We start from the raw sequence: 12,798 nt of genomic DNA, 5'->3' as shown, positions 1-12,798 counted from the left end.
TCGGCCGAGCCACCCCACACCCCCGGATCAACGGTCCCGGAGTGATCCAACCACCTCGAAGATCATTTCGTTAGGAGTTCTTAACTGCCGGAAGAGTTTCGAGAGTCCCGACCCGGCACTGCGTTGGCCAGGCGCTGAAGGAACTCCGGCACCTGGCCCACGCCGGTGACGACATCGATGGCGCCGACATTCCCAAGACCGCCACCGGCACAGCGCCGTGTGGGAAGCCTGCTGAACCCCCAGGGGGCTCAGCCGCCGTCTTCCGGTGAAACGTAGGAGACGTAGAAGGCGTCCGGCTTCGGCCCCCGCCGGTAGGCCGCCGATTCCTGCGGCTTGTAGGGGCCCTTGTAGTCCACCCACGGCTCTGGTCCCTCCGCTTGCAGCCCGTAGGCGTCGTGGAGGTGAACCTGGCTGCTGACCGCGGTCACGCCGACCAGCCCCATCACCACGAGAAAGACGAGCCACGCCCCGCCCTGTGTGCGATCCATGCGGCTGATCATCCCATCTCGCCTGCCCGCGACGTCAGTTGGGCAAGGGGAAGGGAGCCCCACGGGTGTTTCCCCCTGAGCGTGCACACTCTGATCATTGGATCGTGAGGATCCGGAGAACAGGATTTCCCCTTGGGGGCGTACAAATACTCGGCTGAGTTCCGGGCCGATGCCTTCGCGCTGTACCGCTCCAGGCCGGGCGGGCGATCGCGTCGGTGGCCAAGGACCTCGGGGTAAACCACGAGACGCTGCGGACCTGGGTGAAGGCCGTGGAGAAGGCCGGGGATCCCGGGGCGGTGGCGGGGTCGGCAATGGACACCGAGATCGCCCGGCGGAGTGCATGTGCGCAAGAAGGTCCGCCCCACGATTGCCGAACCGTCGGCTGAAGTCGTCCCGGACTTGATCCAGCGCGACTTCACCGCCAAGGTGCCGAACACCAAGTACGTCGGCGACATCACCTATCTTCTGGTCGGTGACGGTCAATTTCTTTATCTGGCTGCGGTGTTGGACTTGTGCTCGAAGCGGCTTGCGGGCTGGTCGATCGCTGACCAGATGCGCACCGAGCTGGTCACCGATGCCCTCAAGGCCGCAGCCCGCACGCGTGGCGGCAGCCTGCGAGACGCCGCAAGGAACGAAATGGTGGTCAGGAGCGGGTGAGGTGCGGCTCGCCATGTTCCGGTGGGTTACCCGCTACAACATGTGGCGCAGGCACTCAACGCTCGGCCAGATCAGCCCGATCACCTTCGAACAACGATCGGTTACGCTGACCGCTGCTGCATAGCAAACGGTGTCCGTGCTTCAGGGGGAAGCCCCCTGTCGATCTCACCCACCAGCAACTCCCGCTCAAGTAGTGGCCGCGTCGAAGAACACCTCGTTGAAGTCGGTCTCGCCGGTGACGTTGCGGATCGGGCGGACCTCGATGCCGGGTTGGTCAAGCGGGACGAGCAGCATGCTGATCCAGCGACGCGCGACCGCCTTAGGATTCGTCCGGGCGAGTACGAACATCCAGTTCGCCCGGTGTGCTCCGGAAGGCCAGAGCTTCTGGCCTTTCAGTACCCATCGGTCTCCGTCGAGCCGGGCCTTTGGCGAAGGGAGGCGAGATTCGATCCCGCAGCAGGCCCGGTTCGGACCAGCGGAGCATCGTGATGCCGAACGCGTCGTTGTGGGATCCGAAACGAATGCTCGCTCGGGTCAAGTCCTCGACCAGAACGACCTGTTCGGCCGCGTCGAGGCTGGCTCCGCCGTACTCCACCGGCCCCATCTTCCGCCGGCGCAGAGCGATCCCTCCTACGCGAAGCGTACGAGGGCCATGTCGGCACCCCGTTTCTGCGCGAAGGGAGAACTTCGCGTGGGCGGAGCGGGGCCAGGAGGAGGTTCAGATCGCCATGGTGAACGTCGGGGAGCTCCGCGGTCGCGGAGCGGACCGGTTTGACCAGTCGGGCATGGTGGCCACGTACGGAACATCGGCGCTGGACGCGGTGACGCTGATCGCCCCGACGATCGCGCCGGTCAGCGTCACTACTGCGTGGAGCGAACGTAGGGGCAACGACAACAGAGGAGGGGATTCCCCCGTCAGGCCGGCACCGGGGAAGGCCAGGGGAGCGAGGCAGCCCTCACGGACGCGGACGGGCACACCGTGTTCATTCCGCTCGTACCGGCGATGCCTGTTGGGTGTGGATGATGACGTCGAACCACTCGGTGAGTGAGCCTGCGGTCAGATGGTTGTCGGCATCGTCCTCGGGGGGTGTAGTGCGGGCTGATCAGACGCAGCTTGGCCGGTGCTTCGAACCGTGCTCGGACCAGGAGTTGTCGTGTCAAAGGCCATGCCCACATCAGCAGCGATGCGAGGGTGACGGCTGCCGGGTACGACTCGGCGGTCTTCGGGGAACGCCCGCATGGGCAACTCCGATGCCGCGCGCCTGTCCCACGGCTGGTGCCACAGGCACTTAAATATCGGAGCGTGACTACAGAGCCGCAGCGCTTCACGATCTTGTTGGTCCCCGAACATGTTGAGGACAGAGGCGGTGCCTCCGTGGAGGACTCAGCCGTGCGATCGGCGGTCGTCGAGGCGACAGGCGAGACGGGCGCCTCGGGCTACCCCCGCTACGCCGGGAACGGGATCGTGGCCAACATCGACCCCAGTACGCGCACTGTCGAGGCGGTGCTCGTCGATGGTGCAGAGCTGGACTATGGGCTGACCGCTACGGTCACTTCCTAATCACCGCTACGGTCACTTCCTAATCGCGGTGTCGGTCAACGAGCGGCTTGTGGTGACACCGGCGCAGATCGAGCGGTAAGGGCTGCCGACGGCTCCGCAGAAACCGGCGGACCAGCGCGGGGGCCTATGGGCGAGACCGCCCAGGCGGAAGGCTCGTGCCGACCGCCAGTTCCGTCGCTGCCGACGGCGACCAGCCGGTGGCGGGGGCTGTGTCCAGCACCTTGCAGACGGCATCCGGCAGGGTTTCTACCTGTCGTGGAGATCCAGGCCCATCCAACGACGGGGACCAGGCCAGGTTTACCCGCACACGCGGGATAGTCCGCCCCCTGGTGACAACAGACCTGCCCACCGGCGCGGTTCGCTCGAGCCTTTGTCAGGTGGTCTTGATCTGGCCTCCGTCGATGACGAATTCGGCTCCGGTGATGTTGCCGGCGCGCGGGGAGGCCAGGAAGACCACGAGGTCGGCCACTTCTCGGGGTTCGGTGATGCGTCCGGTGGAGATGCCCATCTGCTGGGGTACGACCTGGTCCAGGGCCTCCTGTGCCGTGCTGCCTGCACTGGCCGCGACGGTGTCGGCGAAGGCGCCGGGGGCAGTCCAGAACGGGGTGCGTACGGGTCCCGGAGCGACGGCGTTGACGCGGACACCACGGGGAGCGAACTCCTCCGACAGAGCTTTGGTGAGGTTGCTCAGCGCGGCTTTGGCCGCTGAATAGTCCACCACCATGGGGAAGGGCAGTCGGGCGTTGACCGAGCTGATGTTGACGATCGCCCCCTCGCCGTGGGCCAGCAAGTGTGGCAACGACGCACGGCTGGCGCGCACCGCGCTCAGGAATGTCATGTTGAGGGCATGCATCCATGCTGCGTCATCGACGTCGAGGAAGCTGGAGCGCGGCGTGGTGGCACCGACGTTGTTGACCAGCACGTCGATCCGGCCGTGCCGGTCTGCTGCCGCCCGGGCCAGCGTGTCGGCACCGTCGGCGTCGGCCAGATCGACGGGGTGGAAGGCGACGTCGTACCGCTTGCGCAGGGCTGCCAGCTCAGTTGTTTCAGTGCGGCTGCCGACAACCACGCGCGCGCCCTCACGGCCGAGTGCCTCGGTGATGGCCAGGCCGATGCCCTTGCTGCCTCCAGTGACAACGGCGACCTTGTCCGTCAGGTTCAGCTCCACCGGAATCTCCTCCTGCGTCACGCTTCCAGCATTGCCCAATGCATGTAAAACAGTCGCATTGGGTGAGTATCGACCCTCGGTTCGGAGCAGCACCATCGCCACGCGGCCTGCGCTGAGGATTCCCGCGCACCACCGTCCTTCGTGGGCCTTGGACGGTTCCGTCGGCGGCGGGACCGTGACGGCAAACGTCGCCGGACACCTCCTGACGCAGCACTGGCTGAGGGTGTTTCGAGCGTCCAGGGCGTTTGCAGCAACTCATGAAACATCAAACTCGCAGCGCGACCGGCGGGTGCCGCCGTTGTTTCATAGGCGACCGCCTTTGAAACACGCGGCCCGGCGCCGATGATTACTTGCCCGCGGTCACGGCTTTGAGTTCGTCGAGCGAGTCCCGGATGAGTCGCGAAAAGTCCCGCTGGCCGGTCTCGCTGATCCAGCGTCCGAACGCGATCTTGAAGGCGGCTATCCCGACCTCGGCGGCGAGGCTCGCGGCCGGGTCTGCGACGCCGCGTCGGCGCAATGCATCGGCCAGCGCAGAGGCGAGTGATGCGAGCTTGATCAGCTCGCGTTCCTGGAGCTCCGTGTTGGCGGCGATGACGGCCTGGCGCTGTCGGGCGAGTTCACGGCGTTCCCGGAACAGCTCGGAGACGCTCTCCAGGGCCCGCGGCTATCGCGTCGATGGGCGCCGCCGTATCAGGGGCGCCGCCGAGGCCGGTGACGAGGGACTCCTGCAGTGGGCTCGCGTGGGGGAACAGGACCTCGCGCTTGTCGGCGAAATGCCGGAAGAACGTTCGCTCCGTGAGTCCCGCTCGCTCGGCGATCTCCTTCACCGTGGTCTGTTCGAACCCGCGCTCGCTGTAGAGCTCCAGCGCCGCTTGTTCCAGCCGTCCGCGTGCGTTTGGTTCCCATCGACCCATGCCCTTGATCGTACGCAATGACAGTGACTGTCATCAGGTGCGGTCGATGTCAGTCACTGTCATCGCTCTGTCGTCGCGCAACCCAGCGGCACGGACGGTTGACTCACATGGAGGTCTTTCACATGCGCGGTTCGTCACCGGCGCGTCCGGCTGGATCGGCTCCGCCGTCGTTCACGAGCTCATCGGCGCGGGCCATCAGGTCGTCGGGCTCGCCCGTTCGGACGCTTCCGCCGCAGCCCTGGCCTCAGCCGGAGCCGAGGTGGTGCGTGGCACTCTTGACGATCTTGACACCCAGCGGAGCGCTGCTGCCGCATCGGACAGCGTGATCCACCTCGCGTTCAAGCACGACATCGCTCTCTCGGGGGACTTCCAGGGCGCTACCGACGCGGACCGCCGCGCTGTCGAGGCGATCGGTGAGGCGCTTGCGAGTTCTGGCCGACCGTTCGTCATCGCCTCCGGGACGCCTGCGGAACCCGGGCGTGTGGCGACCGAAGGCGACGGGCACAGCCTCGCCCCGGCTGCGGCCGCCGGGGGCGACGGCCAACAGGCCCGGGCCGCCACCTCCGAATGGGTGCTCTCCCTCGCTTCCCACGGCGTCCGCTCGTCCGTTGTCCGGCTCCCTCGGACCGTTCACGGCGAAGGAGACCACGGCTTCATCGCAGCTCTGGTCCGCATCGCCCGCGACAAGGGCGTCTCCGGCTACTTCGGCGACGGAACCAACCGCTGGCCCGCCGTGCACCGCCTCGATTCCGCACACCTGTTCCGCCTCGCACTGGAGAAGGCCCCCGCTGGATCGACGCTGCACGCCGTCGCGGACGAAGGCGTGCCCCTCCGTGGCGTCGCCGAGGTCATCGGCCGCCATCTGAACCTGCCAGTGGTCTCCATCTCTCCCGCGGACGCAGACGAGCACTTCACCTGGCTGGCCGGCATCCTCGGGGCTGACCAGCCGGCCTCCAGCACGCTGACCCGCGAGCTGATGGGGTGGGAGCCGACACAGCCGGGGCTCATCGACGATCTCGACAAGGGCCACTACTTCCGCAGCCCGTCCGCATGAGCAACTGGCCGCGGTGCCCGGTCTTCTACGGGTCAGAGGCGGGCCGGCGGTGCGGCATGGCAGTCACCCTTGCGAAAGTGGTTTGACCTGTAGGTTTGCGGGACGGTGCGGTCCCGTGGGATGCGGTAGTGGGGGCAGGGAGGGCTCTCGCGGCCAGGCGTCGAAGAGTCCGTCGAGGGGTGCGGCTGCGTACCCGTGGCGAGCCGGGAGTGGAGAAGACGATGCTGCTCGACGTGTGCGGAGCGGAAGCGTCCGCAGCCGGGTTCCGCGTCGCCGTGGTGCGCGGGACGGGGATGGACCGTCCGTATGCGGCGGCCAACCGGCTCATCGCCCAGTCATGGGCCGGCGACGGCGACGGGAGACTCGCGCAGGTCCGGTACCGCACGCCGCCCGGCGACGATCTCCGGGGGCAAACGGCGAGAACAAGGGGAGCAGCGGGGCCGGTGGTGGGGGAGCGACGTCCGGTCCCACCGGCGAGGCATTCGCCGCCTCCGTGCGCGGCAAGTGGAAAGTCGAGTCGATGTCGGTCAGCGGTGAGAAGCGGACGTACACCGTCGCGGTCGATGACGGGGCCTGGGCCATCGACTGGCCGGGGCAAGAGGCGTGGCACGGCACGTGGGCTCTGCAGGGCGGCCGGCTGGCGCTCCAGGTGCCCGAGTCGCTCAGCAGTCCGGACGGGCTGACCGGCGCTGCGGTCACCAACGTGCCCGCGACGGTAGGCGAATCCGTCTCTCTGTTCTTGCCATGGCAGCCGCCCGGCCAGTCCAACACCAGCGACGGGCAGAAGCTCGACGTGGCCTACAACTACCTCCGCCAGTGCGTCTATATGAGCGCTCGACGCCTCGACATCGAGCGGATCGACCTGTACTACCTGCACAGCGGCTACGCGAAGGACGCCTCGTGCGAAGACCAGGTCGGCACCCTCGACGCGATGCGCCGGGAGGGCATGATCCGGCACATCGGCCGTTCGAATGTGACCACCGACCAGTTGCGCGCCGCGCTTGAGATCGTCGACATCGCCGCTGTCACCGCCCACTTCAACGTCGTCGACCGCCAGGAGGACGCTCTCCTGGACGCGGCCGTCGAGGCCGGCGCCGCCTTCGTTCCCTGGCAGCCGGTCTCACTCGCGCGACCCGGCGCACCCACGGACACCGGCGGCCCGGACGCGATCCGCCGCGTCCTCGACCCCATCGCCTCCCGGAACGGCGCGACCGTCTCCCCAGTCGCGCTCGCCTGGCTGCTCGCCCGCTCGCCCGCGATCATGCCCATCCCCGGCACCACCAGCATCGAGCACGTCCGGGAGAATCTCGCCGCGCAGGACATCGAACTGAGCCCCGAGGAGTTCAAGGCGATCACCAGCCTCGCTCCGGCGGGTGCAGCCGCCGCCTGGTGCTGTGACCGCATTCGTTCGCCGGGTTGCCGGGCAGCCGTCGTCGGTGGCAGAGGTCAGCAGCCGGGAGGCGTGGTTTGTGGAGTGCGGCCGGGTAGAGCTTCATTTCGCGGGCAACTTGCCGACCGGCAGGCTGTCGCCCCGCTGGTTTCGGCCGGGCGCGGTATGCCCGCAGGGATGAGGTCGAGCGGGCCATCAACGTGCTCAAGGGCCTCCGGGCCGTGGCGGCCCGATAGGACAAGAGAGCGTTCGTCTTTCGCGTAACGGTCACCTCGCTGCGATCAGGCTGTGGCTCCGTTGATGACCCGCGTCGCAGCCGTTAGTTGACGGCGTCGTCCATGGTGGACTGCCAGTACGTCACCTGGATCTTGTCGTCGACGTACACGCCCTTCGCGGGGAGCGCCGGCCTCGCGGTCTTGCCGCTGTTGAAGGCGACGGTGAGGGTATTGGCCGTGTAGCCGTTCTTGCCGCTGCCGTCGCCCATCGACATGAGCACGCTCGCGTATCCGGACTTGCCGGGCGCGAGGGTGACGACCGCCTGGGGGTGGGTCTTCTCATCAACCGGCGGAACGGCCTGGGCCTCGCCGAAGCGGGCGATCGGGTAGCCCAGGAGGTCGCAGTTCTTCGAGCCGGTGTTGGTGACGGTGAGGAGGAGGGTGTTCAGCGGGCGGGTGAGCTCGGTGGCGGTGGTCTTGGTGTTGGAGCCGTTGCAGGCAGGGTTCTTGGTGCCGGTTCCGGTGCTGTTGCCGGTGCTGGAGTCCGTGTTCTTGCCGCTTGTAGCTCCCGTGGCTCCCGTCGTGCCGGAGGAGGTCTTGCCGCTCGTGGAGCTGTCGGAAGTGCCGGCGCCGGGCGTGCTGCCGCCGTTCCCGGCCGGCTTCGACGTCGAATCGCCGGAGCCCGAAGCGCCGGGCTTGGTGGAGGACTGGGACGTGGTTGACGCGCCCTCGTCCTTGGTGCCCTTTCCGCTCTCGCACGCTGTCAGGGCGAGTGCGGCGAGCGCGACCGTCGTGGCTGCGAACAGGCGGGTGCGGGTGGTGCGTGCGGACATGCGTGGGTCCCCCGATTACGGATGGATGGGTGCACGCCCCGACTGGGTGCTGGTGGCGGCGTGCTTGGATGACCTCATCTTTTGCGGTGCTCCGTCCCGGCCGCCACCATTGCCGGGACATTCGGGACGCTGGAATGCTCGTACGGCTCTGACCTGGGGGAATCCTGTTCCCCTGGAACGCTGCCTGGGACGTGGGAAAGGGAGGAACGGTGGCGGGGGACGAGTTCGCGGGACTGCTGAGGGAGCTCAAGGAGCGGTCCGGACTCAGCTACGGGGTGCTCGGGAAGCGGCTGCACCTGAGTGCGTCCACCCTTCATCGGTACATCAACGGGGCTGCCGTACCGACGGACTACGCGCCCGTGGAGCGTTTCGCCCGGCTGTGCGGGGCCACGCCCAAGGAGCTGGTGGAGCTGCATCGGCGGTGGGTGCGGGCGGATGTGCTGCGGGGGCGGAAGCGGGCGGTGGCCGAGCCGGAGGCGGAATCCGAGCCGGAGGCGGCGGCTGCTCCGGAGGCAGCGGCTGAGCCGGAGCGTGAGCCGGGGCCGACGCGTGAGCTGCAGCCGGAAGCATTGGCGGTTGGCGGGCTGCCGGAGCCGAACTCCGCGGCCGGTCGTGGCCGGCGTCGGCGTACCGTTGTGCTCGCCGGGTCCGCCGTAGCCGCCGCCGTAGCTGCCGCGCTCGTCGTGAACCTGGTGCCCGGCAAGGACGACAACGGCGGGAAGCGGCCTGCGGGGGCTGTCTCGTCGCACGCCGCCGACGCCACCGCCACGCCCGACGCGAAGCACACGTCGCCCTCGGCGTCCGCGTCGCGCGGCGGAAGCCCGACGGCGTCCGTGTCTGCGTCTGCGTCACGGAGCGGCGCAGGCGCCCCGCGGGGCCCCGGCGCAGAGGGAGCCGAGGGCGCCACCGCGCCCACTGTCATCGCCAACCCGTACAAGTGGGAAGGTCCCTGCAGCCAGCACTACTTGGTGAACCGGCAGCCCGAGCAGGTGCCCCCGCCGCCGACTGAGCAGGACGCGCGCGGATGGGTCGGGGCGCTCGGCGCGGTGGCGGGCGGCGACCAGTTGCTCGCGCTGACCGTGCAGGGCACCGGGAAGCAGACCGTCGTCGTGGAGGCTCTCCATGTGCGTGTCGTGCGCAAGGGCGCGCCGCTCGCCTGGAGCGACTACTCCATGGGTGTCGGATGCGGGCGGCGACGTGTCGACGAAGTCCTTCGACGTGGACCTCGACTCCGGGCGGCCGGACACCGCGCCCAAGTCCGGGCAGCGGGACTTCCCCTACAAGGTCAGCGAGTCGGACCCCGAGGTCTTCTACGTGACCGCGCACGCCCAGGCGCATGACGTGAGCTGGTACCTGGAGCTGGACTGGTCCAGCGGGGACCGGCACGGGACGGTCAGGATCAACGACAACGGCAAGCCGTTCCGGACGAGCGGCAACGTGGGGCGGCCGGCCTACGACTATCCGCTGGGCGGCAGCGAGTGGCTGAAGGCCCCCACGGACTAACTGATCATTTCAGAATACTGCGCGCAGTCGGCGGAGACAGACGATTGCCGCCTGCCGGGGGCGGCTTACCTAAGCCAACGCACAGCCCAGGCCGACTAGTTGACCTGACCGAGGGCCCGTCAGCACCATACGATGTTGCTTCGGTACCTGGATCGACCGCGACGGGGCAGGGACGGGGAAGAGTCCAGCAAGCTGGCGGGGTGGCTCGGCGTCGCGACGGCGATCGTAGGATTGCCGGCATTCTTCGGCATTACCAACCTCGATGAGCTTCAGCGCAAGCTCGACCCGAAAAGGCCGCGTCAGGAGCCGCCCCGGGAGCCACCGCATGAGGGCACGCTGCCGCAAGCGGCTGCGTGCCCTGCTCACCACGGCCGCCGCGACCACAGCCGCAGCCACCTTCTTGGTGGCTTCCGCCGCGGCCGATCCCGGCAGGCACGGCGGCGCAGCGAAGTCCGGTCCCAAGCCCACGGTCGTTCTGGTGCAGGGAGGATTCGCCGACGCGTCCAACTGGAACGCCGTGATCACCAGACTGCACAAGGACGGCTACACGGTGGCGGCACCGGCCAATCCTCTGCGTGGCCTGCCGACGGACTCGGCGTACATCGCGAGCTTCCTCAAGTCGGTCAAGGGTCCGATCGTGCTCGTCGGCCACTCCTACGGCGGCGCCGTCATCACCTACGTGATCCGGCACGCCGACACCGTGCTGGCTCTGTGTGAAGTGGGGCTTCCCTACTGGGTCACTCCGTCGCTGGAGACCGTCGGACCGAACGACTTCGAGGGACGGTTGACCACCGCGATGACCGCCCATCCCAAGGAGGACCCGGTCACGGGAGAACTGCACCTGTTCGGGACGGGGTTCGCCCCGCCGCTACCTCACCTACCACCGGGTCACCGCGGAGGGGCTGCTGCTCGACAGTCGGCCGATCGACGTGCCGGGCCCGACGACGATGCACGACTCCGCCATCACCGAGCGCCACATCGTCTGGATGGACCTGCCCGTCGTCTTCGACCCCGACCTGGCCGGGCAGGGCGGCATGTGTGATCGTTCACCTGGTCTCCTTTCCCACGGAGGACCAAGTGCGCCAGCGGCGACCACCACACGGACGGCATCGGCCAGTTGGCACGCGACTTGCTCGAAAATGTTCGCTGCCTGGGTGGCCGCGTGCCCCGTGATCAGTGCTGGGGGTGGGGGCGGGAGTGGAACACGGGCCGCCGCTTGGTGGCAGTGCCCTGGGTGAGGCGGCCGACTTCGATGCGCATCTTGATGGCGTGGAAGACCTCGACAGCGCCCACGACGATGGCCATGATGCCCACCACCAAGGTCAGCGCGGCGATCGTGCTGAACGGCGACACGATCAGCACGATGCCTGCCAGAGTGGTGATGATCCCCGAGAAGAGTTGCCAGCCGCGCGCCGGGATGTCCTCGGCTGAGGCCGCCGTGGCGGTCACCATGATGCCGCGCAGCAGCCAGCCGAAGCCGATCCACAGCGCGAGCAGCAGAATCGATTCCAGGGTGCCCCGGAAGCAGACCAGGCCCAGCAGGATGAAGAGCGCGCCCGCGACGAAATGCAACACCCGCAGATGCCGAGGGACGTGTGTGCCAAAGGCAGCCGCCAGCTGAAAGACACCGGTGGCCAGCAGGTAGATGCCGAAGAGCACGCCGACGACCCGCAGGGTCTGGCTGGGCCAGGCCAGGACGACGATGCCCAGGGCGATCGCAGCCAGGCCCATGGTGAGCAGGAATTGCCAGCCCATGTTAGCCAGGGCGCTCAGGCCCCCGGCCGGGGAGACATCTCTGGGCTCGGTGCCCTGCGGAGGGCCGGTGCCTGAGGAATCGGAGGGGTATGTCATGCCGTCTGCCTCCTCCAGGAAAGAGCACGGTCAGATAGGTCCAGTTCCATCGTCACCCGTCTGGCCCCGTCCCGCCTGGCAGGCGCTCACAGGTCCCGTCGGTGGCCGCAGGTGCCATACATCCCCCGAGCAGGCAGAAAGGCCGCTCGGGCTCTGGCCGGGCGGCCACGGGTTGCAGCGGGCACCGTGGCGCGATGACATGGAAGGCGGAGGCCATCTACGAGGAGGCGCCGCCACGGGCTCGTTGCCATCCCCAAGGTGCCGATCACCTTCGGCTTCTCTCCGTCCCGGTGAATGGGCGCCCGCCGCCGGTCCCGCTGGTTGCCGCTGCACGAATTCCCCCCGAGGGATGCCGACGACCTACCGCGGTGCCTCCAACAACCGGCACGGCTCGACCAGCGGAAACGGTTCCCTGGACGGTACTGGACTGGACTGGACGGGCGTAACGGCGCCCGCTGCGGTGTGCGCCTCGGCGGCGTCCGGCTCATGAAAATCGATAATGCGCCGGGTATCGCGGTAGGCGGAGAGAGGCTTGGTATGGACAACGACGGTATTCCAGCCCCGAGCGAGGGGCTTTTGATGACGCATTTCTTGACGGTGCGTGATGTGGCGCGTTCACGCCGCTTCTACAGCGAGGTGATCGGCGGGCAGGTCGTCCTGGACGAGAACCCTTGCATCGTGAAGCTCGCCAACAGTTGGATCATCATGAATCCGGGCGGCGGCCCGACCCCGGACAAGCCCGACGTGACGCTGGTCCCGCCCGGCGAACCGCACATCGTCTCCAGCTTCATGAACCTGCGGGTCGCCGACATTGAGGCCTGCTACGCCCAATGGAGCGCGAAGGGAGCGGAGTTCCTGACTCCGCCGATCGACCGGCGTGCCGAGGTCCGCTGCTACCTGCGCGATCCCGATGGCTACCTGATCGAGGTCGGGCAGGCCACCGGAATGTTGAAAGGTATTTTCGCCCGCACCGACACCAATTCCGGGTAGTTCATCCTCCCCAGGCAGGTCCCATGACGCTGCCCGCCCAGGCAGGTCCCGTCACGCTGCCGACTCTCTGATACGCGCAGGCCATCAGGCATCAGGGGCGGTCGAGGGCTTCCCGCCACGGTTGCCCGCCGGGCAAGCCTCGTCGGCGCTCAGGCGGCCGGAGGTCACGGCCGC

At 68.0% G+C, this 12,798-nt stretch carries 10 protein-coding genes and 5 pseudogenes; 9 read left to right on the top strand and 6 right to left on the bottom strand.

Translation table 11 applies throughout. From position 1 onward, the window contains the following. Positions 1-248: 248 nt before the first annotated feature. Positions 249-488 carry a hypothetical protein gene (locus DY245_RS27955; RefSeq protein ID WP_128509999.1) on the bottom strand — a complete coding sequence of 80 codons (240 nt, stop codon included), beginning with the start codon at positions 486-488 and terminating at the stop codon, positions 249-251. Positions 489-676: 188 nt separating this feature from the next. Between DY245_RS27955 and DY245_RS48415 the strand changes: the two are divergent. Together DY245_RS48415 and DY245_RS27945 are read left to right on the top strand one after the other, a co-directional pair. Continuing rightward, positions 677-874 (top strand): annotated as a pseudogene (locus DY245_RS48415) (transposase); the annotation flags it as partial. Beyond that, positions 822-1,269 (top strand): annotated as a pseudogene (locus tag DY245_RS27945) (DDE-type integrase/transposase/recombinase); the annotation flags it as partial. The pseudogenes DY245_RS48415 and DY245_RS27945, both read left to right, overlap by 53 nt. A gap of 62 nt (positions 1,270-1,331) precedes the next feature. On the opposite strand, the gene DY245_RS27940 reads toward DY245_RS27945, so the two are convergent. Next, a complete protein-coding gene (locus tag DY245_RS27940; protein ID WP_128509998.1) occupies positions 1,332-1,595 on the bottom strand; it encodes an acyl-CoA dehydrogenase family protein in 264 nt (87 codons plus the stop codon). Positions 1,596-2,448: 853 nt separating this feature from the next. Here DY245_RS27940 and DY245_RS27935 point away from each other — a divergent pair. Then, positions 2,449-2,706: a hypothetical protein gene (locus tag DY245_RS27935; protein WP_128509997.1), complete on the top strand. Its 258-nt coding sequence runs from the start codon at positions 2,449-2,451 to the stop codon at positions 2,704-2,706. Positions 2,707-3,079: 373 nt separating this feature from the next. On the opposite strand, the gene DY245_RS27930 is transcribed toward DY245_RS27935, so the two are convergent. Together DY245_RS27930 and DY245_RS27925 are read right to left on the bottom strand one after the other, a co-directional pair. Next, a complete protein-coding gene (locus DY245_RS27930; protein WP_128510000.1) occupies positions 3,080-3,874 on the bottom strand; it encodes an oxidoreductase in 795 nt (264 codons plus the stop codon). A gap of 346 nt (positions 3,875-4,220) precedes the next feature. Further along, positions 4,221-4,788, bottom strand: a pseudogene (locus tag DY245_RS27925) (TetR family transcriptional regulator). A 46-nt stretch (positions 4,789-4,834) separates the two neighbouring features. Here DY245_RS27925 and DY245_RS27920 point away from each other — a divergent pair. Together DY245_RS27920 and DY245_RS47605 are read left to right on the top strand one after the other, a co-directional pair. After that, positions 4,835-5,842, top strand: a complete 1,008-nt coding sequence (locus DY245_RS27920) for an SDR family oxidoreductase (RefSeq protein ID WP_128509996.1) — start codon at positions 4,835-4,837, stop codon at positions 5,840-5,842. A 520-nt stretch (positions 5,843-6,362) separates the two neighbouring features. Further along, entirely contained in the window at positions 6,363-7,496 is a 1,134-nt protein-coding gene (locus DY245_RS47605) for an aldo/keto reductase (RefSeq protein ID WP_425329446.1), read from the top strand. Positions 7,497-7,551: 55 nt separating this feature from the next. Here the strand turns inward: DY245_RS47605 and DY245_RS27905 are convergent, their stop codons facing one another. Next, positions 7,552-8,280, bottom strand: coding sequence for a DUF4232 domain-containing protein (locus tag DY245_RS27905; RefSeq protein ID WP_128509995.1), 729 nt, complete (start codon positions 8,278-8,280; stop codon positions 7,552-7,554). A gap of 191 nt (positions 8,281-8,471) precedes the next feature. Here DY245_RS27905 and DY245_RS47930 point away from each other — a divergent pair. The 3 genes and pseudogenes from DY245_RS47930 to DY245_RS46820 form a co-directional block, all read left to right on the top strand. Continuing rightward, positions 8,472-8,630, top strand: a pseudogene (locus DY245_RS47930) (helix-turn-helix domain-containing protein); the annotation flags it as partial. Positions 8,631-9,456: 826 nt separating this feature from the next. Next, complete coding sequence (locus tag DY245_RS47925) at positions 9,457-9,783, top strand: hypothetical protein (RefSeq protein ID WP_342354216.1); 327 nt, start codon at positions 9,457-9,459, stop codon at positions 9,781-9,783. A gap of 325 nt (positions 9,784-10,108) precedes the next feature. Beyond that, positions 10,109-10,817 (top strand): annotated as a pseudogene (locus DY245_RS46820) (esterase/lipase family protein); the annotation flags it as partial. Positions 10,818-10,956: 139 nt separating this feature from the next. Here DY245_RS46820 and DY245_RS27890 read toward each other — a convergent pair. Beyond that, positions 10,957-11,634, bottom strand: a complete 678-nt coding sequence (locus DY245_RS27890) for an HdeD family acid-resistance protein (RefSeq protein ID WP_128509994.1) — start codon at positions 11,632-11,634, stop codon at positions 10,957-10,959. Positions 11,635-12,171: 537 nt separating this feature from the next. Here DY245_RS27890 and DY245_RS27885 point away from each other — a divergent pair. Then, positions 12,172-12,624, top strand: coding sequence for a VOC family protein (locus DY245_RS27885; protein WP_128509993.1), 453 nt, complete (start codon positions 12,172-12,174; stop codon positions 12,622-12,624). The last annotated feature ends 174 nt before the right edge of the window (positions 12,625-12,798 follow it).

It is taken from the genome of Streptomyces inhibens, from assembly GCF_003389455.1.
Taxonomy (GTDB): Bacteria; Actinomycetota; Actinomycetes; order Streptomycetales; family Streptomycetaceae; genus Streptomyces; species Streptomyces inhibens.
The sequence above is the reverse complement of the archived record's forward strand: the minus strand, read 5'-3'. Positions and strand labels throughout refer to the sequence as shown.